Here is a 23015-nt window from a genome sequence, read left to right as displayed (position 1 = left end):
ATGGACTCGCTGAACTCCCTGATCGACGGATTCGGTACCGCCCTCACCCCGATGAACCTGCTGTGGGCCGCCATCGGCGTGCTCCTCGGCACGGCCATCGGTGTCCTGCCCGGCATCGGCCCCGCCATGGCCGTGGCCCTGCTGCTCCCGGTGACGTACGGACTCGAACCGACCGGCGCCTTCATCATGTTCGCCGGCATCTACTACGGAGCGATGTTCGGCGGCTCCACCACCTCGATCCTGCTCAACACCCCCGGCGAGAGCGCGGCCGTCGTCGCCGCCATGGAGGGCAACCCCATGGCCAAGGCCGGCCGTGGCGCACAGGCGCTCGCGGCGGCCGCCATGGGCCACTTCACCGGCGGCATGATCGGTACGCTCCTGCTCGTCGCCCTCGCTCCGACCGTTGCCGCGCTCGCCGTCGACATCGGCGCGCCCGACTACTTCGCCATCATGGTCCTCGCGTTCATCGCCGTGACCTCCGTCCTCGGCTCCTCCCGGATCCGCGGTCTCGCCTCGCTCCTCATCGGTCTCACCCTCGGCCTGGTCGGCCTCGACCAGATGACCGGGCAGCAGCGCCTCACCTTCGGATCGCTCCAGCTCGCCGACGGCATCGACGTCGTGATCGTCGCGGTCGGTCTCTTCGCCATCGGCGAGGCGCTCTGGGTCGCCGCGCATCTGCGCCGGACGGCGGGGGAGGCCATCCCGGTCGGCCGGCCGTGGCTCGGCAGGGACGACGTGCGGCGCACCTGGAAGTCCTGGCTGCGCGGGCCCGTCATCGGCTTCCCGTTCGGCGCGATCCCGGCGGGCGGCGCCGAGATCCCGACCTTCCTCTCGTACGTCACCGAGAAGCGGTTCTCGAAGCACAGGGACCAGTTCGGCAAGGGCGCCATCGAGGGCGTCGCGGGACCCGAGTCCGCCGCGTCCGCCTCGGCGGCCGGGACGCTCGTCTCCATGCTGACGCTGGGCCTGCCCACGACCGCCGTCGCCGCCGTCATGCTCGCCGCGTTCCAGCAGTACGGCATCCAGCCGGGACCGCTGCTCTTCGAGCGCGAACCCGACCTGGTCTGGGGCCTGATCGCCTCGCTCTTCGTCGGCATGGTCCTGCTGCTCGCGCTCAACCTGCCCCTCGCGCCCGTCTGGGCCAAGCTGCTCCGCATCCCGCGCCCCTACCTCTACGCCGGCATCCTCTTCTTCGCCGCCGTCGGCGCGTACGCGGTCGGCGGCGAGGCGCTCGACCTCGTCATCCTGCTGATCATCGGTCTGATCGGCTTCGGCATGCGGCGCTACGGACTTCCCGTGCTGCCCGCCGTCATCGGCGTCATCCTCGGTCCGGCAGCCGAACAGCAGCTCCGCCGTGCCCTGCAGATCAGCGACGGCTCGCTCACGGGCCTCGTGAACACGCCCTTCGCGGTGACCGTGTACGCCGTCATCGCCGTCCTCCTGGCGTGGCCCCTGCTGAGGAAGGTGATCGTCCGCCGCCGTAGCGTGTCGGCATGACAGAGATCCGCCGTGCGACGAGCTCCGACGTCCCCCGGGTGAAGGCCGTGACCGACATGGCCTATCACCACTACATCGAGCGGATCGGCCTCGTGCCGGGCCCGATGGAGGCGGATCACGCGGCGGACGTCGCCGCCGGGAGGGTGTTCGTGGCAGGCGATCCGGTGGTCGGCCTCGTGGTCCTCAGGGCCGAGGCCGACCATCTGTATCTCGACAACATCGCCGTCCACCCGGACGCACAGGGCAGCGGACTCGGCCGGCGCCTGCTGGCCTTCGTGGAGGACCGTGCCTGCGCACTCGGGCTTCCCGAGGTCCGGCTCCTCACCAACGCGATGATGTGGGAGAACCAGAAGCTGTACGAGCGGTACGGCTACGAGGTCGTCGAGCGCCGCCTGGACGGACCGTACGACCGTATTCATTACCGCAAGCGCCTCAACTCGCCCCCGATAGGGTGAGTTTCGGCCACTTCGGGGCTTGATCCGATATCCCTGGCGGGCGATACACCCCCCACCCCGAAGGGACATTCCCCATGCGCATCCGTCTTGCCCTCGCCCTCGCGCTCGGCTCGCTGCTGGTCGCCACCACGGGCGGCGCCGCCCACGCGGTCGCCGACGACCTCTCCGTCGACGCGTACGGCACCGTCGCCGCCGACGGCACGGTCACCGTCTCCGGCACCTACCGCTGCCTCGACGACAGCGCGGGACCGGTCTTCGTCAGCAGCACCCTCGTCCAGGCGGACCGTTCCGCCGGGATCGGCGGGACCCGCGCCGTCTGCGACGGGCAGGTGCGCGACTGGTCCAACACGGCCGTCGTGAAGGAGCCCGGCTACCGGACCGGCACGGCCCGTGTGAGGGCGACCCTGATGCAGCTCACGCCCTCGGGACCGCTGGGCGTGCCCCTGCCCGGCTTCCTCGCCGTGCAGGAGGCGGACGTCATCCTCGGCTGACGCCGAGCAGCCGGACGAGCCCCTCGCGGCCGAGCAGTTCGAGCTCGTCGAGGGCGTCGACGGCGCGGGCCGCCGCCTCCGGGTCGGAGGCGGCCAGGCCGCTCGCCTGGAACTCGTCCTCGTCGAGCCGCAGCACCTCGCTGCCGTCCGCCGACACCCACAGATCCAGGTCCAGGTCCTCGACCACGACCTCCGCGCCCCCGACCTCGGCGGGCCGGGTGACGTCGCAGTACCAGCCCTTGAGCGTCCCCTCCGAGGAGCGGACCTCCTTGACCGCGTACCAGCGGTCGCGCCAGTAGTGCTCCACGAACACATCACCCGGCTCGAACCGTACGAAGCCGAAGTCCCGCACCCCCTCGGCCGCCCACGGGGCGCGGACCGACAGCAGGGTGCCGTCGTCGGAGAGGACCTCGGCGGGGTAGCGGATCTTCGTGCGCCCCGCCTTCACGAGCACGACCTCAACCGAGCGTGCGGGCATGACGTACCTCCGTCGCGCAGATCTCGTATCCGAACCACGTGTTGATCGCCAGCATCGGCCCGTTGCCCGCGTCGTTCCCGGTGAACGCCTCCGTGCAGCCGGCGGCCCGGGCCCGGTGCAGGGAGTGGTTCTTGGCGAGCTTGGCGAGGCCGCGCCCACGGAAGGCCGGGTCGGTGCCGGTCATCCCCGAGTTGTACCGGCCCCGGCCGTCGGTCTGGGCGGCGCTGAACGCGGCGGGGCGGCCGTCGACGACCGCGACGGTGGTCAGCTCGGCGTCGAACAGCGGATGGTTCCAGGTGGTCGCCAGCCAGTGCTCGTAGTCCGTCAGCTCGGCACCGACGTCGCCCGCCTCGTCGGCGGTGGTCAGCGCGTCGAGGGCGAACAGCGGACGGGGGTCGGCGGCGAACGAGGCGGCACTGCGCAGCTCGACACCGGCCGGCGGCTCCGCGAGCGGCGGCAGCTCGGCGGAGCCGAGGTCGAGCCGGAGGAAGTGCGCGGAGCGGCGGGCGGCGTAGCCGCGCCGCTCGGCGAAGCCGCGGAACTCCGGACCGTCCAGCACCCAGCTGAAGACCGAGGTCGCCCCGCACCGCGCGAGGTGCTCCTCGGAGGCACGGACGAGCAGCGTGCCGGCGCCGAGCCCCCGCTTCTCCGGGTGGACGTAGATGTTGACCGAGCCGACGCCGGACTCCGGCGCGTCATGGACCATGCCGAGCTGGGCGGTGCCGACGATCTCGCCGTCGATCTCGGCGACCAGCGGCCGGCTGCGCGCGTCGGGATGGGCGTGGGCCCAGTCGAAGGCCACCTGGGCGGCGTTCGTCAGCATGAACGGGAGAGCGGCCCGCCGGACGCGCGCGAAGTGCTCGGCGTCCTCCGGTCGTACGTCACGGACGATCACAGTCATGGTGCCGCACGGTACGTGCCGATGTGGCGCGGCCGCCTCCCATTTTCCCCGGGGACGGGGGGAGAATCGGGCCGTGACATTGCGAATCACCGTGGACACGGACTCGTCGACCGCCCCGTACGAACAACTGCGCGCCCAGATCGCGGAGCGCGCCCGCTCCGGCGCGGTGCCGGTCGGCTACAAGCTGCCGACGGTACGCGGCCTGGCGGAGGAGCTGGGCCTCGCGGCCAACACGGTCGCCAAGGCGTACAAGTCGCTGGAGGCGGACGGCGTCATCGAGACCCGGGGCCGGCACGGCACGTTCGTGGCGGCGGCGGGCGACGCGGCGGCCCGCCTGGCGGCGGGCGCGGCGGCGACGTACGCGGGGGAGGCGAGGCGCCTGGGCCTCACCCACGAGGCGGCGTCGGCGGCGGTGGCGGACGCGCTGCGGGCGGCGTACGGAGACTGAGCCGGCTGAGCCGGCCCGGGCGCCCGCCCTACAGGTACAGCCCCGCGTCCGGGATGCGGGGCTCGGGGAGTCCGGGCGCCGAGGTGCCGCGCCGCAGGGCGTACAGCTCCGCCAGCGTCGCGCCCTCGCGGCCCACGCCCTCCTCGCGGCCCAGCCACCCCACCGCCTCGCTCCGGGTCAGCCCGCCGACCTCGATCCGCGCCAGGCAGCGGCCGGGGCGGACCACCGCCGGGTGCAGCCGCTCCAGATCCTCGTTGGTCGTGACGCCCACGAGGACGTTCCGGCCCTGGCCGAGCAGCCCGTCCGTCAGGTTCAGCAGCCGGGACAGCGCCTGCCCCGCCGTGTGCTTCGCCTCGCCGCGGATCAGCTCGTCGCAGTCCTCCAGGAGCAGCAGCCGCCACCGCCCCTTTGCCGTGCCCTCGTCCTCGCCGATCGCGATGTCCATCAGATAGCCGACGTCGTTGAAGAGCCGCTCCGGGTCCAGGACGCAGTCCACCTGGCACCAGTCCCGCCAGGAGCGGGCCAGGGTGCGCAGCGCCGAGGTCTTCCCGGTGCCCGGCGGGCCGTGGAGCAGCAGCAGCCGGCCCGCGATGTCGTCCGGGGTGACCTTCATCAGCCGGTCCATCGCGTCGGCGACGGGCGCCGTGTAGTTCGGCCGGATCTCCTCCCAGGTCCCCGCGCTGATCTGCCGGGTCGTGCGGTGCGGACCGCGCCGCGGCGACACGTACCAGAAGCCCATCGTCACGTTCTCGGGCTGCGGTTCGGGTTCGTCCTTCGCCCCGTCCGTCGCCTCCTTGAGGATCCTCTCCGCCAGCTCGGGGGCGGTCGCGGTGACCGTGACGTCCGCGCCGCGGTTCCAGCGGGAGATCAGCAGCGTCCAGCCCTCGCCCTCGGCGAGCACGGCGGCGCGGTCGTCGTCCTTGGCCGCGCGCACCACCGTCGCCCCGGCGGGAAGAAGCGTCGCGGCGGGCTTCACCCGGTCCAGGGACGTGCTGTGCGAGTGCGGCTGCTCGCCGGTGGCGAACCGGCCGAGGAAGAGCGCGTCGATGACGTCGGACGGCGAGTCGCTGTCGTCGACGTTGAGCCGGATGGGCAGCGCCCGGTGCGGCTCGGACGGCGCGGTACCGCCGGACGGCGCCGACCCGGACGGCGCGGAACCCTCGGACGGCACGGACCCGGACGGCGCGGAACCCTCGGCTGGCGTGGCAGACATGGCGACCATGATCCGGCAACCGGGCATTCCGTGCACGGTGTTTTGAACGGGACGATCCGGGGCCCGCCACGGCCCCGGATCCTCAGAGCCCGTACCGCCCCGCCGAGCGGAGCGCGGCACGGGTACGGCGTACCAGCGCGTAGCCCTTGGTCAGCGCCCGGTCGGCGGCGAAGGTACGGGCGATCGCCCGGCCCTCCAGGAGGCGTTCGAACTCCTCGATCCCGGTGGACCGCCGAACGGTCAGCCGCTCCAGCGCGTACGGCCCCTGCCGGCGCCGCGCCGTGGCGTTGCCGACCGCGAGCGCCTGGGCGTAGCCGGCCGCGCGGACGGTGCGCCGTACACGGCGGTCGGAGTAGCCGTACGGGTAGGCGAACGACATCGGCGCGCGGCCGAGTTCCTCCCGGACGAGCTCCCTGCAGCGCAGCGTCTCGTACCAGAGGCGCCGCTCGTCGACCTGGTCGAGCTGCGGATGGGTGTGGGTGTGGCCGCCGATCTCCGTACCGGCGGCCGCCAGTTCGCGCACCTGGTCCCAGCCGAGCATGGTGTCCGGGGCGCCGCCCTCGTCGTGCGCGCCCCGGAGCCAGCCCGTGGAGACGAAGAGCGTCGACGCCAAGCCGTGCTTGGTGAGCACGGGCAGCGCGTGCCGGTGCACCCCCTCGTAACCGTCGTCGAAGGTGATGAGGACCGGGCGCGCGGGCAGACTCCGGCCCGAGCGCCAGGCCTCGGCGAGCTCGGCCGTGGTGAGCGCCGTGAGCCCGCGGTCGGCGACGACCGCCATCTGCGCGGCGAACGCCTCGGGGGAGACGGACAGCCGGCGCGTGGCCGCGGCGGGCTCGTGGTCCACCGCGTGGTACATCAGGATCGGAACGGTTCCGTTCACGCGGCCACCTCCGGGGCGTCCCGGCGGCCCGGGATCGGCCCGGACGAGAACGTGGCCCCGCCCCCGCGCGCCCGCAGCGCCCCCCGTACGTAGCCGACGGCCGCCGTCGTCACGCCCGTCACGATGGCGCCCGCCCGGCCGGCGCCGCCCGGACGGCCGAGCAGCGCGTCGCGCAGCCCGCGGACGACACCGGCCGGCAGCACCCGGGTGGTGTACCGCCGCTCCGTCTCAAGGCCCGCGTTCGCGCCCACACTTCGGGACACCAGCGCCTTGGAGAGTCCCTCGGCGTACGTCCGGGTGCGGAAGTAGCCGAAGCGCTCGCGCGCGGACGGGACCTTGTGGTGGATGACGGACCGGTCGTCGATCAGCAGGACGGCGTCGGGGAGGGCCTGCGAGAGCCGGATGCAGAGCTCGGTCTCCTCGCAGCCGAGCGGCCGGCGGTCGCCGTCCCGCCCGATGCCGGTGGCGAAGCCGCCCGCCGCGTCGAAGGCCGTACGCCGGAACGAGGCGTTGCCGCCCAGCACGTTGCGTACCCGGGCCCGTCCCGGAGGCAGGCCGCGGTACGTGCAGCCGACGACCCAGTCGAACTCCTCGGGGAACCAGTCGGGCCGGCGGCCCGACGCCCAGGCGGGCACGGTCCGCCCGCCCACCGCCATGACCCGCGGGTCGTCGTACGCCTCGGCGAAGTACCGCAGCCAGTGCCGCTCGGCCACGGCGTCGTCGTCGAGGAAGGCCACGAACTCGCCCCGGGCGGCGGCGATTCCGGTGTTGCGTCCGGAGGAGAGGCCGCGGGGGCCCGCGTTGGCGAGCACCCGCACCTCCTCCGTCCGATCCGCCCCGTCCGTGAACCGCGCGGTCAGCCGGGCCCGCAGCCGCTCGTTGTGGTCGGCCACGAGCAGGATCTCCCGGGCCGGATGCGACTGGTCCCGTACGGAGCCGACCGCGGCGAGGATGTCCTCCCACCGGTCCTCCGTGTAGACGCAGATCACGACGGAGAACCCACGGTCGGTCACGACGTCTCCGCTCACGACGTCTCCGCTCAAGACGTCTCACCCCGGGGGACGTTGACCGAGAAGGAGTTCGGCCGGCGGCGGGCCGCGCGTCTGACGCCCTTCTCCTTGAGGATGACCTTGAGGACCCGGATGCCGTCCCGCACGGCGTTGAGGTTGCTGACGCCGTGGATGCGCAGGTACTCGTGGCTCGGTACCTCCTGGACCTTGAGGCCGGCCTTGACGACCCGGATGTTGATCAGGGTCTCGATCTCGAAGCCGGTGCAGTCCAGGGTGACCTTGTCGAGGCAGTGGCGCCAGAAGGCGTTGTAGCCGTAGCAGAGGTCGGTGTAGCGGGCGCCGAACTTGCGGTTGACCAGGGCGCAGAGGGCCCAGTTGCCCAGCCGGCGGACGGGCGTCATGTCGTCCGTGCCGCCGCCGTTGGCGAAGCGCGAGCCCTTGGCGAAGTCGGCGCCACCGACGAGCGCGGAGACGTAGGAGACGATCTCCTGGCCGTCGGCGGAGCCGTCCGCGTCGACCATCACGATGATGTCGCCGGTGCAGGCGGCGAAGCCGCTGATGAGCGCGTCGCCCTTGCCCTTGCCGACCTGTTTGACGACCTTGACGTCGGGCCGGAGTTCACGCGCCACACGGACGGTGTCGTCGGTGGAGTTTCCGTCGACGAGAACCACTTCGTGGATCCAGTCGGGCAGCGACTTGAAGACGTACGGAAGGTTTTCCGCTTCGTTCATCGCGGGGATCACGACACTCACCGGCGGAGTGATCGCCAAATGCGAGGTGATCGCCTTGTATTGGGCTGCTATTCGGCTCTGGTCCACCGCTTCGTGGTCGACGGCCGGGCGCAGGAATGAACTCATGAGTGGTGTTTCCCTCTCGTCCGGTGGACCGCCCGCCCCCGGGCTGTCCGGTGGTCTGTCCGGTTACGAAAGGGGGGTACTCACCCCGTCCGCGCAGCGAACAATCGCCGTACGGCATGGGTGAGTCGGCATCTCAGACCGCGCGGCAACGCGACCCGGCGCACACATGCGTACGCCGAGCACTGCCCCCCCTACCGCGCCCCGCTTCGGACCTTCGCGACGCTGAAGCCCTCCCCTGAGCCGTTGAGCGCGTCGGTCCGATGCGGGTGAGATGTACGACGGTATTGATGAATGGGACTGTATGGCAAGTCCTGGATCGGTGACTCCCCTTTCTGCTAATTGAGGCCCTTCGGCGGTCAGATACGGAACCGTCCCGATCTGTTTTTCGCAATCCGTTTGTCTGGTGGTGTTATTGGGGCCGAATGAAACTCGTGCGCATTGTTGTGCGAATTCATTTCTGTGCAAGATCCATCAGATGGCTTGATCTCGACGGTCCCTGACGGGGCGTCGGCGGCTACTCGCCAAATCTTCTTGGCATGGACACTTCCAGCGGACCCGGCGCGCTGCTACTACCTAGTAGCGCAGAGATCCTGCTACAGGGAGGTTCCATGAAAAGGTCCCGATTCGTGGCATTCTCGTCCTCGCTCCTGCTCGGTGCCGTCCTCGCCCTCACCGGGGCGGGTGCCGCGCAGGCAGCCGAAACCGCAGCTCTCGACTACGTGGCGCTCGGTGACTCCTACTCCTCCGGCGTCGGCGCCGGGAGCTACGACAGCGCCAGCGGCGACTGCAAGCGCTCCACCAAGGCCTTCCCCGTCCTCTGGAAGAACGCGAACTCACCCTCGTCCTTCGCGTTCACCGCTTGCTCGGGAGCCCGAACGGGTGATGTGACGAGCGGACAGCTCGGACCCCTCTCCACCGCCACCGACCTGGTCTCCATCACGATCGGAGGCAACGACGCCGGCTTCGCGGACGTCATGACCACCTGTGTCCTCCAGTCCGAGGCCTCCTGTATCAACCGCGTGAATCAAGCCAAGGCCTACGTCGACAGCACCCTCCCGGGGAAGCTCGACGCGGTGTATTCGGCCATCAGATCCAAGGCTCCGAACGCCCGGGTCGTCGTCCTCGGCTATCCGCGCTTCTACAAGATCGGCGGCGGTTGCATCGCCGGTCTGAGCGAGAACGAGCGCCGCGCCATCAACGAAGGGTCCGACATCCTCAACGCGGCCACCGCCAAGCGCGCGGCCGACCACGGCTACACCTTCGCGAGTGTCGTCCCCGCCTTCACCGGACACGAGATCTGCTCCGGCTCGGCATGGCTGCACAGCGTCAACTGGCTCAACATCGGGGAGTCGTACCACCCCACCGCCTCCGGTCAGTCCGGGGGCTACCTGCCCAGCTTCAGGGCTGTGGCGTAGGGCTGTCCCCCGGGTAGGTGACCCCGCCCGTCGGGGTCGCCTGCTCACAGGTCACCGAGAACGCCACCCAGTCCGAGCTCTTCTCGGCCGGGGAGCGCACCTCCATCCGGATCCGGTCCTGGCGGGTGTCGTTCTCCCGGTGCGTCAGCTCCGTGTGCTCGACACTCCGTTCCGCCGGTCCGCCGGACGGGAACTCCAGCCGGCGCCAGCCCGCCTCCGCCGAACTCTCGCCGCTCTCCGTGACCCAGCGGTACTCCACCGAGGCCGGCGTGCGGCTCACCGTGAGCGTCGCGGCGAAGGCGGGCGCCCGCTCCTCGGACGGCGGGCAGGAGCCGCTGTAGCTGTCGCGTACGGCCCGCACATGGACCAGGACCGTCGCGGCGGGTGGTGCGGTGGTCGGCGTGGCCGTCGTGCGGGTCGGGGCGGGTGTGGTGCCGGGGGGCTCGGTCGAGGGCGTCCCCGTCGGCGGTGGACTCGTCGCCGGGGCGCTGCTCGTCGGCCCTCCGCCGGGCCCGGGGTCGCGGTCCCCCTGGTTCCGCAGCAGCGCGTACGTGAGCCCGCCGACGGCCAGCAGGAGAAGGATGATCCCCGCCGCGAGGACGGCGACGGCCCGTCCGGAGCGGTCCGGGGGCCCCGGGTCCGGGGCGGGCGGCGGAACGGGCAGGGGCAGCGGCGGTGTGCGGTCCCCGGTCACGCCCCGACGGTCCTGCTCGTACGGCTCCGAGGGTGCCGGCCGCGCAGGTCCCGGCCCCGCCGCCGCGAGCCCCGCGCCCGACGCCGCAGGCCCGGCGCTGCCGCCCGCTCCGACGATGCGCAACTGCCGTTCCGCGTCGGCGGCTCCAAGGCGCTCGCGAGGATCCTTGCGCAACAGGCCCTCGATCACCGGCGCGAGCTCCCCGGCCCGGCGCGGCGGCGGCAGCTCCTCGTCCACCACGGCGCGCAGCGTGCTCAGCGGAGTGTCCTGACGGAACGGCGAGTGGCCCTCCACCGCCGCGTAGAGCAGGACGCCGAGCGACCACAGGTCCGAGGCGGGGCCGGGGGTCCGGCCCAACGCCCGCTCGGGAGCCAGGAATTCGGGCGAGCCGATCAGCTCTCCCGTCATCGTGAGGGGAGACGTCCCCTGCACCGCCGCGATGCCGAAGTCGGTCAGCACGACCCGGCCGTCGTTGCCCAGCAGGACGTTGCCCGGCTTCACGTCCCGGTGCAGCACGCCCGCCTCGTGCGCCGCCCCCAGGGCCGCCAGCACCTCGGCGCCGATGAGCGCGGCGCGGCGCGGGGGCATCGGGCCCTCCGCGTCCAGGACCTCGGACAGGGTGAGCCCGGGGATCAGCTCCATCACGATCCAGGGGCGGCCGTCCTCGGTGGCCACGTCGTAGACCGTCACCACGTTGCGGTGCGAGATCCGGGCGGCCGCCCAGGCCTCCCGCTCCAGGCGGGCGTACAGCCGGCGCTCGTCGTCCCCGGTGAGGCCGGCCGGGGCGCGGACCTCCTTCACCGCCACGTCACGGCCGAGGACCTCGTCCCTGGCGCGCCAGACGGTGCCCATGCCGCCCTGTCCCAGGACGTCCAGGAGCCGGTACCGCCCCGCGATCACGGTCATGGCGTGTCCCCATCCGTCGACGGCCCCGGTGGTGCATTCCTGCCCCTCGGCCGGGTACTTCGAACACCACGGGGAAAGTGTGGGGTGATCTTGGTGGTGGAGATCACACACCGTCAGATCACCCCCGTGACACCCTTGAGTGCAGGATGGTTCGTGGCGGTTCGGCAGGTGTTCGAGCGCTGTCCAACTCGCCCTGGAATCAGATGGATTCGGACAGTAATCGTCAACCCCCGTACGAGTGCGGTGAATCCTGCCGTCGGGATACACGGGTGTCACAGCGGGGCGATAGGGTTAACCTGCCCGGGCCGGGTGCCCTCGTCAGGGTGGGGAGTGACATGGAACAGATAGCAATGCGCAGCAGGCCGCGAGTGCCTGCCATCACATGCGGGAGCAGCGCGACGAGTTCGCGGCTCGACCGACATCTCGCGGTGCTCGGCGGCCCCGTCGTGCCCCATCGTGAGGCGGCCGAGGCGACGCTGCTGATGCGCGAGCTGACGTCCCGTGACGTCGCTCAGAGCCACCGCAGCAAGAGCGCGCGCGTCTCGCTCTTCGCCCCCCTGCGTCGCCTGCGCCGCAGCCTCTTCGGCAGCCGCGGCTAGGCGGCGCCCCTTCGGGGTCGTGGGCATCTGATCCGCAGAGCTGGGGTCACCCGGGAGAAGCTCTGCGGGAGGATGGACACACCCCGGCGACGGCGTCCGCCCACCCCCGCACCCCGCGACCCTCAGGCCACGACGCCGTCCTTCCGCAGCGCCTCCCGCTCCGCCGGACCCACCCCGAGCTCACCGAGTACCGCATCCGTGTCCTCCCCCAAAGCCGGGATGCGGCCCGTCCGGGCTTCGGGGCCGTCCGGGAAGGTGACGGGCGGCAGCAGGGTCCGCAGGGGTCCCACCGCCGAGCCGACGGTCCGCCAGCGGTCCCGCGCCGCCAACTGCGGATGCTCCGCCAGATCCGCGACGGTGTTCAGCCGTGCGCACGCGATCCCGGCCGCCTCCAGGCGGGCCAGGGCCTCCGCCGCCGTCAGCGGCGCCAGCGCCCCCGCCACCACCGCGTCCGTACGGGCCCGCCCGGCCACCCGGGCGGTGTTGGTCGCGAACTCCGGATCGTCCGCCAGGTCCGGCCGCCCCAGCACCTGTTCGGCCAGCCGGCGCCACTCCCGGTCGTTCTGGACCGACAGCAGCACCAGGCTCCCGTCGGCCGTCGGATAGGCGTCGTAGGGCGCGATGACGGCGTGCGCCAGGCCGGTGCGCGCCGGTGCCGTGCCCCCGTGCATCCCGTGGTGCAGCGGATGCCCCATCCACTCGGCCAGCGAGTCGAGCAGCGACACCTCCACCGGCCCGCCCCGACCGGTCGTCCCACGGCGCACCAGCGCGGCGAGGACGCCCGCGTACGCGTACATCCCCGCCGCGATGTCCGCCGCGGGGATCCCCGACTTGACCGGCTGCTCCTCGGTCCCGGTCACCGAGACCAGCCCCGCCTCGCACTGCACGAGCATGTCGTACGCCCGCTTGTGCGCGTACGGCCCGCCCGGGCCGTACCCCGAGACGTCGACCGCGATCAGCCGCGGGTGCGCGGCGCAGAGCGTGGCCGCGTCCAGGCCCAGCCGGGCCGCCGCCCCCTGCGCCAGGTTCTGTACGAAGACGTCGGCACCGGCGACCAGCCGGCGGACCAGGCCGAGCCCCCGCCCGTCCTTGAGGTCGACCGCCACCGACTCCTTGCCGCGGTTGCACCAGACGAAGTGCGAGGCGAGCCCGCGCGCCGCCGTGTCGTACCCGCGCGCGAAGTCACCGCCGTCCGGGCGCTCGATCTTGATGACGCGGGCGCCCAGATCGGCGAGCTGGCGGGTGGCGAAGGGGGCGGCGACGGCCTGCTCGACGGCGACGACCGTGATCCCCTCCAGGGGGAGTGGCTGCATGCTCATCAGCCCTCCCTACCCTCTGGTCACCGCCGTTGTCACCGTCACCCTCGTCACCCGTCGCCCGCCCGTGTCACCCGCGGGCGTACCGGCGCACGGCCGCCGGGGCGAAGACGGCGATCAGAGCGAGCGACCAGAGCAGCGAACCGGCCACCGGATGGCCCCCGGATGCGCCACCGGCCGGCACTTTCTGCAGGTGGCGGCCCGGAACGGCCGTTCCGTCGTGGACCAGCGCGCTCATGCCGCGAGCTCCTTCCGGTCGGTGAGGCGCAGGAACACCTCGTCGAGGGTGGGCGGACGCAGGGACGCGTCGACGATCAGGACCCCGGCCGCGTCGATCTCGCGGACGATCCGGGGGAGCGTCAGCGCGGTGTCCGCGGTGAGCGCGCCGACCGTGCGGCGCTCGGCGTCGAGGACCGGTGCGGAGCCGGTCAGCCGGCCGAGCACGGCCGCCGCCGCGTCCAGCTGCGCGGGGTCGGCGACCACCACCTCCGCCCGGCTGCCGATCATCGCCTTGAGTTCGGCCGGGGCGCCGCGGTGCGCGGCCCGGCCCCGGTCGATCAGCACGATGTCGTCGGCGAGCCGGTCGGCCTCCTCCAGGTACTGCGTGGTGAGCAGCACGGTCGTGCCCTGGGACGCCAACCCCCGTACGGCGTCCCGGATCCCGTTCCGGCTGTGCGGGTCGAGCCCGGTCGTCGGTTCGTCGAGGAAGAGCACCCGCGGCGGGACGAGCAGGCTCGCCGCGAGGTCGAGCCGGCGCCGCATCCCGCCCGAGTAGGTGCGGGCCGGCCGCCCGGCGGCCTCCGTGAGGCCGAACCGCTCCAGGAGTTCGTAGGCCCGGGCGCGCGGGGCGCGCAGCAGTCGCGCGAACAGCTGCAGGTTCTCGGCACCGGAGAGGTCGCCGTCGACCGAGGCGTACTGGCCGGTGACCGCGATGTGCCTCCGCACGCCCGCCGGGTCCCGCACCACGTCGCACCCCGCGACCCGTGCGCTCCCCGCGTCGGGTGAGGCCAGCGTCGTCAGGAGGCGGACGGCGGTCGTCTTGCCCGCTCCGTTGGGGCCGAGGACCCCGCAGACCGTGCCTTCGGGGACGGCCAGATCGAGTCCGCGCAGCGCGTGGACCTCGCCGTAACGCTTCGCCAGCCCCTCACTAAGTACAGCGTACGTAGTAGTCATGGCCCGACCATACCCCACTACGTACGCTGTACGTAACTACGATGGTGGCGAGGTGATGATCGATGGCGGGCCGAGCGGCCGAACCGGAAGTGATCTGGGCGCGCCCCGAGCGCACGGGCCGTGGCCCGAAACCGGCCTACACCAGGGCCGACATCGTGGCCGCGGCGGTGCGCATCGCCGACGCGGACGGCATCGACGCACTCTCCATGCGGCGGATCGCGGCCGACATCGGCTGCGGCACGATGTCGCTCTACAACTACGTGCCGCGCAAGGAGGATCTGTACGAGCTGATGGTCGACGCCGTCAGCGGTGAGTACGACCTTCCGGAGCCCCCGAGCGGCGACTGGCGCGCGGACATGCTCCAGGTGGCACGCGAGGCCCGGGGCATCCTGCGCCGCCACCCCTGGGTGATCCGGCTGATGACGACCGGGTACGCCTTCGGTCCCAACGCGCTGCGCTTCCTCGAAGGGTGCCTGGCCTGCCTGGACGGCCTCGACCTGCCCGGCGGCACGAAGATGGAGCTGATCGCGACGGTCAACGGCACCGTGATGACGATCGTCGCCAACGAACTCGCGATCGCCGAGCGCGCCCGCGGACTGCCCTGGTCCGAGGAGCAGGAGCAGGCGGTGCGCGGGGCCTACCTCATGGGGCGGCTCGCGGGCGGCGGCTATCCGCGGCTCGCCGCCGTGTTCGGTGCCGCCGGTGTCGAACGTCCCGACCCCGAGGAGATCTTCGACCGGACGCTGGCCCGGGTCCTCGACTCCTTCGCCCAGGGGTGACCCACGTACCCCTAGAGCAGCGCGAACTGGCCCTCCGGGCCCTCCTCCTGATGGTCCAGTACGGAGGCGGGGCGGCGGGCCGCGTCCGGTACGGGCAGGACGCCCGCGTCCCGGAGCGCCGCACCGGACAGCCACGGCCCCTCTGTCAGGAGCGCGGCGCGCGCCCGGTCGCGCCCGGCGAGCAGCGCGAGGACGGTGACGAGCTCCAGCAGCTCCGAGGTCCACTCCTGCGGCCAGGCCGCCGGACCGATGGCTTCCAGGCCGCCGGGTTCGGCGGGTGCGGTCCGGTGCGAGAACCACTGCTCCAGCATCCGTACGCCACCGACCTGGAACTCCCACGCCTCGGCCGGTACGGGTGAGATCCGGCCGTCGCCGAGGCTCAGGGTCTCCTCCCCGGGCTCGTACGCGAGCGTGGCCGGCCGCGCCGGGATCGGCGCGCGCACATAGGGGCGCCGGCCTCCCGGCAGACGGGGCCGCTCGCCGCCCCGGGCGCCCCGAAGCTGGATGTCGTTGAGCCTCCGGCCCAGTTCCACGCCCGTGGACCAGACGTCCGGGCGGGCCGGGAGCGGCACGCGACAGCCGGCGGAGGACGGGCCGGCGGCCGCCACGGCCCAGGCCAGGACGTCCTCGGCGGTGACCGGACAGCCGTACCGCTCGCTCAGCAGAGGCAGCAGACCGGGCGCGAGGTTCGGCTCCTCGGCCCCGGGGCGGCGGTACAGCGGGCGGATCCGGCCCGGGCGCCCGGCCGGGGAGCGTCCCGCGGGCAGCGCCGCCGTCACCAGCAGCGCGGGACCGGCCGCGCCCGGTACGTACCCCTGCTCGACGGCGAAGAGCTGCCGCTCGTCGGCGACCCGCCACAGCTCGGGGCGGGCGGTGTCGATGAGACGGTGGTCGGGGAGCAGCCACTGCTCGTCGAACGGGCCGTGGGCGAGCCGTACCGGTTCCGGGCAGGGGCCGGACTCGCGGGCGAACCGGACGGTGCCGGTCCGCTGCCCGGGCAGCGCGGCCACGGAGCTCGACGGCGTCCGCGCCCGGCTGGGCCGGAACAGCTCCTCGCGCTCGGCGCCCTCCGTCCGCACCAGCCGGTCCCAGCGCGCCCGCAGGGTCCGGGCGTCGGGTGCCACGATCCAGGACCGGCCGAGCCGCAACGGTGCGACGGACCACGGCATCAGCTCGTCCAGAAGGGGCGCGTCGCCCAGCGGTACGTCTTCGGTCACGCCCCGGATGCTAGCGAGCGGGCTCAGTGCGCCTCCACCGTCACCGTGAAGGAGAACCGGTCGCCCCGGTACCGGATCCGGGCCACGTCCACCACCCGGCCGTCCTCGTCGTAGGTGACGCCCGTGTAGTGCAGGATCGGCGAGAGCAGCGGCACCTGGAGCAGTGCCGCCGTCTCCGGGTCCGCGAGCCGGGCCTCGACGGTGTCCGTGATCCGGCTGATCCGGACCCCCATCACGTCCCGCAGCACCTTCGTCATCGGCCAGCGCTCCAGGTCGGCCGGGTCGAGACCGGCCGCGACCTCCGGCCGTACCGCGTTCTCCGCCCAGTTGGTGGGCTCGCCGCTCTCCCCGTCGCGCCGCAGCCGCTTGTAGGCGACCACCTCCGTGACATCGGGGAAGAACTCGGCGAGCTCGCCCGGCACCGGCTCGGTGCCGTGGTCGAGGACGGTGGTCCGCTCGCCGGACTGCTGGGCCACGATCGCGTCGATCGAGCCGAGCAGCCGGCGAGGGGTGGAGCGCCGCGCGCCGGGCTCGATGAACGTGCCCCGCCGCCGGTGTCTGCTGATTAGGCCCTCCTCCTCCAGCTCCTTGAGGGCCTGGCGCATCGTCAGCACGCTCACGCCGTAGTGGGCGGCGAGCTGCTCCTCGGTGGGCAGCCGCAGCGAGGCGTCGGGCGTGCGGCCCAGTATGGAGGCGCGCAGCGACTGCGAGACCTGATACCAGAGCGGCAGCTTGCGGTTCAGGACCAGCGAGTCGGGGGCGAAGGCGGTCACGGCGTTCTCCGTACGACGACAACGAGACCCGGGGCGGCGAGGCTCGGGGACGACGAGACTCTACGGCCGGAAGTGGCGCTCAAGACCCTGCCATACGTCGTCGTAGCCCTTCTGCAGGTGGTCGGCCGAGGCCGCCTGCTCGGTGGCGGTGACCGGCCAGCGGGTCTCGAACATGAACGCCAGGCCGTCGTCGATCTTCTGCGGCTTCAGCTCGGCGGCGCTGGCCTTGTCGAAGGTCTCCCGGTCCGGGCCGTGCGCGGACATCATGTTGTGCAGCGAGCCGCCTCCGGGGACGAAGCCCTCGGCCTTGGCGTCGTACGCGCCCTCGATGAGGCCCATGTACTCGCTCATCACGTTCCGGTGGAAGTACGGCGGCCGGAAGGTGTCCTCGCCGACCAGCCAGCGCGGGGCGAAGACGACGAAGTCGACGCCCGCGAGCCCGGGGGTGTCGGTCGGGGAGGTGAGGACCGTGAAGATCGACGGGTCCGGGTGGTCGTACGAGATCGTCCCGATGACGTTGAAGCGGTGCAGGTCGTAGACGTACGGGGTGTGGTTGCCGTGCCAGGCGACGACATCGAGCGGCGAGTGGCCGTAGGTCGCGGACCAGAGGTTGCCGCAGTACTTGTTGACGACCTCGACCGGGCCCTCGACGTCCTCGTAGGCGGCGACGGGCGCGCGGAAGTCGCGGGCGTTGGCGAGGCCGTTGGCGCCGATCGGGCCGAGGTCGGGGAGCTGGAACGGCGCCCCGTAGTTCTCGCAGACGTAGCCGCGGGCGCTGTCGTCCAGGAGCTCGACGCGGAAGCGGACACCGCGCGGGATCAGCGCGATCTCGCCGGGGTGGACGGCGAGCAGGCCGAGTTCGGTACGCAGGAGCAGGCCGCCGCGCTCGGGGACGATCAGCAGCTCGCCGTCGGCGTCGCTGAAGACCCGCTCCATCGGGGCGTTCGCGTGGTAGAGGTGCACGGCCATGCCGATGCGCTGGGCCGCGTCGCCGTTGCCGCCGAGCGTCCAGAGGCCGGCCAGCCAGTCCGTGCCCGGCGCCGGGTCGGGGAGCGGGTTCCAGCGCAGCCGGTTGGGGTCGGGTACGGACTCGGTGAACGGGGCGGAGCGGACGGCGCCGTTGTCGATCCGGGTGAACGGGGGGTGCGCGGCCGAGGGGCGGACGCGGTAGAGCCACGAGCGCCGGTTGTGGGCGCGCGGCTCGGTGAAGGCACTGCCGCTCAGCTGCTCCGCGTAGAGGCCGAGGGGTGCGCGCTGCGGCGAGTTGCGTCCGTGCGGCAGTGCTCCCGGTACGGCCTCCGAACCGTGCTCGTTGCCGAAGCCGGTGGAGTACTGGAGTCCGTCGGCCGTCTTTCTCGCCCGCTCGGTGTTCTCCGTGGTCATCGCACGCTCCTGTCCTGACGCCCAAAACAATCCTATGCATGACCGTAGGATTCCGCGCCCGCTCGCGTCAACGGGGTCCGGCGAGGTCTCGGTTCGACGTGATGCGTGCACGAGGGGTTCCAAAAGATGAACATTGCTCTACTCTCACGCCCATGTCGTGGACCCGCAGGCTCCTTGTCGCGCTCTCGGTCGTTCTCGCGGCGCTCGCCGCCGCCCTCGTCACCGCCCCTGGGGCCCAGGCCCACGAAGAGCGGCCCGTCACCTTCCCCGACGGCTCCGGCAGCGTGCCGGTGCTCCGCACCGGGGAGCCCGATCTCCTGGTCTGCAAGACCGACCGGGCCGACTTCACCCGCCGGGTCTCCGCTTTCCCGGCGGAACTGAAGGGCCGGAACCTGGCCCTGTTCGAGCGGTGCACGCGGAGCGGCTTCCGCCATCTCCAGCAGGCCGTCGACGCCGTCGACCGGCCCGGGATGACCATCGCCGTCCTGCCCGGCCTCTACGAGGAGGAGCCCTCACAGCCCGCGCCGACCGGTGCGTGCGCCGAGCTGAAGGCTCCCCAGTCGGCGCTCGGCTACCAGATCCTGTCGTACGAGCAGCAGAAGCAGTGCCCGCACAACCAGAACCTGGTCGCCGTCCTCGGCAAGAAGAACCTCCAGATCGAGGGCACCGGCGCCTCCCGCCTGGACGTGGTCATCGACGCGAAGTACACGAAGCTCAACGCCCTGCGAGCCGACGGCTCCGACGGCGTCTACTTCCGCAACTTCACCGCACAGCGGACCACCTTCAACTCCCTGTACGTGCTGGCGGCCGACGGCTTCGTCATCGACGACGTGCTCACCCGGTGGAACGACGAGTACGGCTTCCTCACCTTCGCCTCCGACCACGGCCTCTACAAGAACTGCGAGTCGTACGGCAACGGGGACTCCGGCATCTACCCCGGCTCGGCCTCCGACATCAACGACGGCCGCGGCTACGACGTCCCGCGCTACTCCATCGAGATCACCGGCTGCCGCAGCCACCACAACATGGTCGGCTACTCGGGCACGGCCGGGGACTCGGTCTACGTCCACGACAACGAGTTCGACCACAACATGGGCGGCGCCTCGATGGACTCCGCCTTCCCCGGCCACCCCGGACTCCCGCAGAACCACGCCCGCTTCGATCGGAACCTGATCCACGACAACAACCAGAACTACTACCGCCACGTCGCCGACGGCACCTGCGCCAAGCCGCCCGTCGAGCGCGGCTACGAGCAGGGCGTCGTCTGCCCGCAGATCTCGATGCCGCCGGGGACCGGCATCATCACGGCCGGCGGCAACTGGAACCTGTACGAGAACAACTGGGTGTACGGACACCAGCGCGCCGCCTTCTTCCTCAGCGCCGTCCCCGCCTTCATCCGGGGCGAGTCCGCCTGGGGCAAGCAGACCGACACGTCCCACCGCAACCGGTACGCGGGCAACCACCTGGGCGTGGACAAGGCGGGCGTCTCCCGCCCCAACCGCACGGACGTGTGGTGGGACGGCCAGGGCGGCGGCAACTGCTGGCAGTCCGAGGGCGAGGCCTCCGGGGCGTCGACCCCCGGCGCCCTGCCCGAGTGCGGAGAGCGCCGGGGCGAGGTCTCCGGCAACACGGACCGGCTCCTCGGCGAACCGGCCAAGCTGGCCCACCTCCTGGTGTGCGCGGACTACAACGTGCAGGCGCGCCGGCTGCCCGCGGGATGCGACTGGTACGGCGCGCGGGGCATCCAGCGCGTCGAGACGCAGCTCGCCCTGGGCATCGCCGTCGTGCTCGCCCTCGTCGGCGGCGCCCTGTGGTGGCGCAGGCTCCGCGGCAGCCGAGCGGCGGGCGTGGCGACCGCCCTCGGCCTCGCGGGCCTGGTCCTGGACGTGGCCGGCTCCACGCTCGGCCTCGCCCCCGGACCCCTCCCGGCCGTGGCGCTCCTGCTGACCGGCGTCTGGTGGACCGTGGTGGGCCTCACCCTGCGCCCCACCCGCCCCGCCTTCGCCTGGACCACCCTCGCCCTGGGCGCCCTCACGCTCCTCGACGCCTTCGACAAGGCCGTCCTGATGATCCCCTGGATCCCGCTCAGCCCCGCCTGGCTGCGCGGCCTGCTCGCGGTGGTGTGGGTGCTGTGGGCGGTGGTGGTCGCGGGCCGGCGCGCCCCCGGGCGAGCGGGCGACCGGGAACCCGTCCCGGACGCCGGACCGCCGCCGGTCACCGCGACCGCGCGCGCGGGCCGTGACGGTCACGAGAGCCACGGCGGCCACGAGGGCCGCGAGGGCCGCGGCGGCCGCGAGGGCCGCGGCGGCCACGAGGGCCGCGGCGGCCACGAGGGCCACGAGGGCTGCGAGGGCCACGAGGGCCGTGAGGGCCACGAGGGCCGTGAGGGCCGTGACGGCCGTGACGGGGGTGCGTCGTGAGGCGGCGCCCGCCTGTCACGGCGCCCGCCCCGGGCCGCCGGGCCGCCGCCGCCCTCGCGGGCGTCGTCCTCACCGTGGCCCTGGCCACCGCCGGGTGCGGAGGGCGCGCCACCACCCACCACAAGCCCGGCACCGGCCATCAGGAGGCCACCGCGGGCAGCGGCACGCTGCTCGCGGCCAGGGACGAGGGCGGGCACCGGCTCCGGGAGGTGCCGGCCGAGGGGGCGCCCTCCGTCCGGGTCGCGACGCGGCCCGACACCGAGGGCGGCTGGAACATCCACCTCGCCGTGGAGAGGTTCCGCTTCACCCCGGAGAGCGTCGGCGGCGGGGCCATCCCCGGTCGCGGGTACGCCCGTCTCCTCGTCGACGGCAAGGAGACCGACCGCGTCTACGGCCCCTGGCACCACGTCCCGCCCGGCGCCCGCACCCTGACCGTCCGCCTCCATGCCGACGACCACACCGCCTGGGCGGTCGCGGGCAGACCGGTCGAGTCCACCGTCGTCCTCTCCTCCGCCTCCGCCTCGACCGCCCCCGAGTCCCCCGCCCCGACGGCGGCCGCGTCCGGCCGGACCGTCGAGATCGCCGTCGACGGATCGTCCGTCCAGCCACCCCCCTCCCGCATCGAGCTGAAGAAGGGCGAGCGGATCACCCTCCGTGTCACCAGCGACCGCGCCGACACCCTCCACGTCCACGGCTACGACCGCGAACTGCCCCTCGCCCCCGGCACTCCCGGCTCCCTCACCCTCACCGCCGACCGCACCGGCCTCTTCGAGGTCGAGACCCACGACTCGGGGCTCCTCCTGACCCAACTCGTCGTCCGATGACCACTCCCGCCCGCGTTCTCGCCCACGGCACCGGATCCCGGCACGACCTCCCGCTCGCGCCCTTCTACGCCTACGCGGGCGCCTTCGCCGCGCTCTTCGTCTCCTTCCTCGCCCTGGGCCTGCTCTGGCCCACCTCCCGCTTCCGCGGCGACCGGGCGGGCCGCCCGCTGCCCGCCGCCGTCCAGCGCCTCGCCGACGCCCCGGCCACCCGCACCGCCCTGCGCGCGGCCGGCGCGGCCGCGGCCCTGACCGTCCTGCTCCACCTCCTCCTCGGCCCCGACGACCCCGACCGCAACCCCGCGCCCGGCGCGGTCTACGTCCTCCTCTGGGTCGGGCTCGTCCCCGCCTCCCTCCTCCTCGGGCCCGTCTGGCGCCTCCTCAACCCCCTGCGCGCCCTCCACGCCGTGCTCCCGGCCGCACGCAACCCCCGCCCCCTGCCTCCCGGCCTCGGGATCCGGCCCGCCGCCGCCGGACTCCTCCTCTTCGCCTGGCTCGAACTCGTCGCCCCCGACCCCGCCTCCTCCACCTCCCTCCTCGTCCTCCTCGCCGCCCTCACGGCGCTCGGGCTCCTCGGCGCCGCCCGCCACGGCCCCGACTGGTTCGCCCACGCCGACCCCTTCGAGGTCTACTCCTCCCTCCTCGCCCGGCTCTCCCCGCTCGGCCGCCGTGCCGACGGCCGGCTCGTCCTGCGCTCGCCCTTCGACAGCCTCGACTCCACACCGCAGACCCCCGGACTCGTCGCCACCGTCTGCGTCCTGCTCGGCTCCACCGCCTACGACGGTTTCTCGGACAACCCCCGCTGGATCACCACCCTCCAGACCTCACCCCTCGGCCCGACCGTCACCGCCACCCTCGGTCTTCTCGCCGCCGTCACCCTCGTCGCCGCCCTCTACGCCCTCTGCGCGGGCACCCTGCGCCTGATGTCCCGAGAACTCGCCACACCTCTCACCTCCTTCGCCCACTCCCTCCTCCCCATCGCCCTCGGCTATCTCGTCGCCCACTACTTCACACTCTTCGTGACGGAAGGGCCACGTACCGTCATGATGGCAGTGGGTACTGACACCGCCCCCGCGCCCGCCCCACCCCTGGCCCCCGGCGCCCTCGCCACCCTCCAGGTCACCGCGATCGTCACCGGACACGTCCTCGGCGTCGTCGCCGCGCACGACCGCTCCGTGCGCCTCTTCCCGCCCGCCCGCGCCGTGGCCGGGCAACTGCCCCTGTTCGCGCTGATGATCGCGTACACCCTCGGAGGCATCGGACTGCTCATCGCCTGACCCGACAGGAAC

General features: G+C 72.8%; 23 protein-coding genes. 10 read left to right on the top strand and 13 right to left on the bottom strand.

The genetic code is table 11. The features are described 5' to 3' along the window. The 3 genes from ACFVGW_RS31990 to ACFVGW_RS31980 all read left to right on the top strand — a co-directional run bounded on the left by ACFVGW_RS31990 (window position 1) and on the right by ACFVGW_RS31980 (window position 2443). Window positions 1–1497, top strand: coding sequence for a tripartite tricarboxylate transporter permease (locus ACFVGW_RS31990; RefSeq protein WP_385854394.1), 1497 nt, complete (start codon window positions 1–3; stop codon window positions 1495–1497). Then, window positions 1494–1952: a GNAT family N-acetyltransferase gene (locus ACFVGW_RS31985; protein WP_385854393.1), complete on the top strand. Its 459-nt coding sequence runs from the start codon at window positions 1494–1496 to the stop codon at window positions 1950–1952. Before ACFVGW_RS31990 ends, ACFVGW_RS31985 begins: the two co-directional genes overlap by 4 nt. Before the next feature lie 74 nt (window positions 1953–2026). After that, window positions 2027–2443 (top strand): DUF6299 family protein, encoded by a 417-nt coding sequence (locus tag ACFVGW_RS31980; RefSeq protein WP_383226258.1) that lies wholly within the window; start codon window positions 2027–2029, stop codon window positions 2441–2443. Here ACFVGW_RS31980 and ACFVGW_RS31975 read toward each other — a convergent pair. Continuing rightward, complete coding sequence (locus ACFVGW_RS31975) at window positions 2430–2921, bottom strand: DUF402 domain-containing protein (RefSeq protein ID WP_352189923.1); 492 nt, start codon at window positions 2919–2921, stop codon at window positions 2430–2432. The genes ACFVGW_RS31980 and ACFVGW_RS31975 overlap by 14 nt on opposite strands. Next, window positions 2902–3822: a GNAT family N-acetyltransferase gene (locus tag ACFVGW_RS31970; protein WP_385854392.1), complete on the bottom strand. Its 921-nt coding sequence runs from the start codon at window positions 3820–3822 to the stop codon at window positions 2902–2904. The genes ACFVGW_RS31975 and ACFVGW_RS31970 overlap by 20 nt, the downstream gene beginning before the upstream one ends. 73 nt (window positions 3823–3895) lie before the next feature. On the opposite strand from ACFVGW_RS31970, the gene ACFVGW_RS31965 reads away from it, so the two are divergent. After that, entirely contained in the window at window positions 3896–4270 is a 375-nt protein-coding gene (locus tag ACFVGW_RS31965) for a GntR family transcriptional regulator (RefSeq protein ID WP_352189921.1), read from the top strand. Between the two features lie 28 nt (window positions 4271–4298). Here ACFVGW_RS31965 and ACFVGW_RS31960 read toward each other — a convergent pair whose 3' ends face one another. From ACFVGW_RS31960 to ACFVGW_RS31945, 4 genes are all read right to left on the bottom strand, one after another. Further along, window positions 4299–5483, bottom strand: coding sequence for a DUF5925 domain-containing protein (locus ACFVGW_RS31960; RefSeq protein ID WP_385854391.1), 1185 nt, complete (start codon window positions 5481–5483; stop codon window positions 4299–4301). 82 nt (window positions 5484–5565) lie between these two features. Further along, window positions 5566–6339 (bottom strand): polysaccharide deacetylase family protein, encoded by a 774-nt coding sequence (locus ACFVGW_RS31955; RefSeq protein WP_385854447.1) that lies wholly within the window; start codon window positions 6337–6339, stop codon window positions 5566–5568. A 20-nt stretch (window positions 6340–6359) separates the two neighbouring features. Then, on the bottom strand, window positions 6360–7391 hold the full coding sequence (locus ACFVGW_RS31950; RefSeq protein ID WP_385854390.1) for a glycosyltransferase family 2 protein: 1032 nt from the start codon (window positions 7389–7391) through the stop codon (window positions 6360–6362). A gap of 11 nt (window positions 7392–7402) precedes the next feature. Beyond that, window positions 7403–8230, bottom strand: a complete 828-nt coding sequence (locus tag ACFVGW_RS31945) for a glycosyltransferase family 2 protein (protein ID WP_383312206.1) — start codon at window positions 8228–8230, stop codon at window positions 7403–7405. 608 nt (window positions 8231–8838) lie between these two features. Between ACFVGW_RS31945 and ACFVGW_RS31940 the strand changes: the two genes are divergently transcribed. Further along, on the top strand, window positions 8839–9645 hold the full coding sequence (locus tag ACFVGW_RS31940; protein ID WP_385854389.1) for an SGNH/GDSL hydrolase family protein: 807 nt from the start codon (window positions 8839–8841) through the stop codon (window positions 9643–9645). On the opposite strand, the gene ACFVGW_RS31935 is transcribed toward ACFVGW_RS31940, so the two are convergent. Beyond that, window positions 9629–11245, bottom strand: a complete 1617-nt coding sequence (locus tag ACFVGW_RS31935; protein WP_385854388.1) for a serine/threonine-protein kinase — start codon at window positions 11243–11245, stop codon at window positions 9629–9631. The two genes, ACFVGW_RS31940 and ACFVGW_RS31935, sit on opposite strands and share 17 nt — an antisense overlap. 335 nt (window positions 11246–11580) lie before the next feature. Here ACFVGW_RS31935 and ACFVGW_RS31930 point away from each other — a divergent pair, with 335 nt between their 5' ends. Next, entirely contained in the window at window positions 11581–11844 is a 264-nt protein-coding gene (locus ACFVGW_RS31930; RefSeq protein ID WP_352189915.1) for a hypothetical protein, read from the top strand. Between the two features lie 122 nt (window positions 11845–11966). Here the strand turns inward: ACFVGW_RS31930 and ACFVGW_RS31925 are convergent, their stop codons facing one another. The 3 genes from ACFVGW_RS31925 to ACFVGW_RS31915 all read right to left on the bottom strand — a co-directional run bounded on the left by ACFVGW_RS31925 (window position 11967) and on the right by ACFVGW_RS31915 (window position 14333). Further along, window positions 11967–13163 (bottom strand): CaiB/BaiF CoA transferase family protein, encoded by a 1197-nt coding sequence (locus tag ACFVGW_RS31925; RefSeq protein WP_383293969.1) that lies wholly within the window; start codon window positions 13161–13163, stop codon window positions 11967–11969. A gap of 67 nt (window positions 13164–13230) precedes the next feature. After that, the gene (locus ACFVGW_RS31920) at window positions 13231–13398 is read right to left on the bottom strand and encodes a hypothetical protein (RefSeq protein WP_385854387.1); all 168 of its coding nucleotides are present in this window, start codon (window positions 13396–13398) and stop codon (window positions 13231–13233) included. Continuing rightward, a complete protein-coding gene (locus tag ACFVGW_RS31915) occupies window positions 13395–14333 on the bottom strand; it encodes an ATP-binding cassette domain-containing protein (RefSeq protein ID WP_385854386.1) in 939 nt (312 codons plus the stop codon). The genes ACFVGW_RS31920 and ACFVGW_RS31915 overlap by 4 nt, the downstream gene beginning before the upstream one ends. A gap of 62 nt (window positions 14334–14395) precedes the next feature. Between ACFVGW_RS31915 and ACFVGW_RS31910 the strand changes: the two genes are divergently transcribed. Then, window positions 14396–15112 (top strand): TetR/AcrR family transcriptional regulator, encoded by a 717-nt coding sequence (locus ACFVGW_RS31910; RefSeq protein WP_383226243.1) that lies wholly within the window; start codon window positions 14396–14398, stop codon window positions 15110–15112. An 11-nt stretch (window positions 15113–15123) separates the two neighbouring features. Here the strand turns inward: ACFVGW_RS31910 and ACFVGW_RS31905 are convergent, their stop codons facing one another. From ACFVGW_RS31905 to hmgA, 3 genes are all read right to left on the bottom strand, one after another. Next, entirely contained in the window at window positions 15124–16281 is a 1158-nt protein-coding gene (locus tag ACFVGW_RS31905; protein WP_385854446.1) for a type ISP restriction/modification enzyme, read from the bottom strand. A gap of 71 nt (window positions 16282–16352) precedes the next feature. Further along, on the bottom strand, window positions 16353–17102 hold the full coding sequence (locus tag ACFVGW_RS31900; RefSeq protein WP_352189910.1) for a GntR family transcriptional regulator: 750 nt from the start codon (window positions 17100–17102) through the stop codon (window positions 16353–16355). A gap of 60 nt (window positions 17103–17162) precedes the next feature. After that, on the bottom strand, window positions 17163–18485 hold the full coding sequence (hmgA, locus tag ACFVGW_RS31895) for a homogentisate 1,2-dioxygenase (protein ID WP_385854385.1): 1323 nt from the start codon (window positions 18483–18485) through the stop codon (window positions 17163–17165). A gap of 152 nt (window positions 18486–18637) precedes the next feature. On the opposite strand from hmgA, the gene ACFVGW_RS31890 reads away from it, so the two are divergent. From ACFVGW_RS31890 to ACFVGW_RS31880, 3 genes are read left to right on the top strand one after another with little or no spacing between them, the layout of a single operon-like run. Then, entirely contained in the window at window positions 18638–20905 is a 2268-nt protein-coding gene (locus ACFVGW_RS31890) for a right-handed parallel beta-helix repeat-containing protein (RefSeq protein WP_385854384.1), read from the top strand. Next, window positions 20902–21729 (top strand): hypothetical protein, encoded by an 828-nt coding sequence (locus tag ACFVGW_RS31885; RefSeq protein WP_385854383.1) that lies wholly within the window; start codon window positions 20902–20904, stop codon window positions 21727–21729. The genes ACFVGW_RS31890 and ACFVGW_RS31885 overlap by 4 nt, the downstream gene beginning before the upstream one ends. Continuing rightward, a complete protein-coding gene (locus ACFVGW_RS31880; protein ID WP_385854382.1) occupies window positions 21726–23003 on the top strand; it encodes a hypothetical protein in 1278 nt (425 codons plus the stop codon). The genes ACFVGW_RS31885 and ACFVGW_RS31880 overlap by 4 nt, the downstream gene beginning before the upstream one ends. Window positions 23004–23015: the final 12 nt, after the last annotated feature.

It is taken from the genome of Streptomyces sp. NPDC127129 (genome assembly GCF_042671585.1).
In the GTDB taxonomy this organism is placed as follows: Bacteria; Actinomycetota; Actinomycetes; order Streptomycetales; family Streptomycetaceae; genus Streptomyces.
The sequence above is the reverse complement of the archived record's forward strand: the minus strand, read 5'-3'. Positions and strand labels throughout refer to the sequence as shown.

What these genes read in the sequence shown, in the direction of transcription:
- ACFVGW_RS31880 (WP_385854382.1), top strand. Translation starts at nt 21,726, where the DNA reads ATGACCACTCCCGCCCGCGTTCTCGCCCACGGCACCGGATCCCGGCAC.
- ACFVGW_RS31980 (WP_383226258.1), top strand. Translation starts at nt 2,027, where the DNA reads ATGCGCATCCGTCTTGCCCTCGCCCTCGCGCTCGGCTCGCTGCTGGTC.
- ACFVGW_RS31930 (WP_352189915.1), top strand. Translation starts at nt 11,581, where the DNA reads ATGGAACAGATAGCAATGCGCAGCAGGCCGCGAGTGCCTGCCATCACA.
- ACFVGW_RS31985 (WP_385854393.1), top strand. Translation starts at nt 1,494, where the DNA reads ATGACAGAGATCCGCCGTGCGACGAGCTCCGACGTCCCCCGGGTGAAG.
- ACFVGW_RS31940 (WP_385854389.1), top strand. Translation starts at nt 8,839, where the DNA reads ATGAAAAGGTCCCGATTCGTGGCATTCTCGTCCTCGCTCCTGCTCGGT.
- ACFVGW_RS31935 (WP_385854388.1), bottom strand. Translation starts at nt 11,245, where the DNA reads ATGACCGTGATCGCGGGGCGGTACCGGCTCCTGGACGTCCTGGGACAG.
- ACFVGW_RS31905 (WP_385854446.1), bottom strand. Translation starts at nt 16,281, where the DNA reads ATGCCGTGGTCCGTCGCACCGTTGCGGCTCGGCCGGTCCTGGATCGTG.
- ACFVGW_RS31920 (WP_385854387.1), bottom strand. Translation starts at nt 13,398, where the DNA reads ATGAGCGCGCTGGTCCACGACGGAACGGCCGTTCCGGGCCGCCACCTG.
- ACFVGW_RS31925 (WP_383293969.1), bottom strand. Translation starts at nt 13,163, where the DNA reads ATGAGCATGCAGCCACTCCCCCTGGAGGGGATCACGGTCGTCGCCGTC.
- hmgA (WP_385854385.1), bottom strand. Translation starts at nt 18,485, where the DNA reads ATGACCACGGAGAACACCGAGCGGGCGAGAAAGACGGCCGACGGACTC.
- ACFVGW_RS31945 (WP_383312206.1), bottom strand. Translation starts at nt 8,230, where the DNA reads ATGAGTTCATTCCTGCGCCCGGCCGTCGACCACGAAGCGGTGGACCAG.
- ACFVGW_RS31955 (WP_385854447.1), bottom strand. Translation starts at nt 6,339, where the DNA reads ATGTACCACGCGGTGGACCACGAGCCCGCCGCGGCCACGCGCCGGCTG.
- ACFVGW_RS31915 (WP_385854386.1), bottom strand. Translation starts at nt 14,333, where the DNA reads ATGACTACTACGTACGCTGTACTTAGTGAGGGGCTGGCGAAGCGTTAC.
- ACFVGW_RS31910 (WP_383226243.1), top strand. Translation starts at nt 14,396, where the DNA reads ATGGCGGGCCGAGCGGCCGAACCGGAAGTGATCTGGGCGCGCCCCGAG.
- ACFVGW_RS31970 (WP_385854392.1), bottom strand. Translation starts at nt 3,822, where the DNA reads ATGACTGTGATCGTCCGTGACGTACGACCGGAGGACGCCGAGCACTTC.
- ACFVGW_RS31890 (WP_385854384.1), top strand. Translation starts at nt 18,638, where the DNA reads ATGTCGTGGACCCGCAGGCTCCTTGTCGCGCTCTCGGTCGTTCTCGCG.
- ACFVGW_RS31990 (WP_385854394.1), top strand. Translation starts at nt 1, where the DNA reads ATGGACTCGCTGAACTCCCTGATCGACGGATTCGGTACCGCCCTCACC.
- ACFVGW_RS31975 (WP_352189923.1), bottom strand. Translation starts at nt 2,921, where the DNA reads ATGCCCGCACGCTCGGTTGAGGTCGTGCTCGTGAAGGCGGGGCGCACG.
- ACFVGW_RS31960 (WP_385854391.1), bottom strand. Translation starts at nt 5,483, where the DNA reads ATGTCTGCCACGCCAGCCGAGGGTTCCGCGCCGTCCGGGTCCGTGCCG.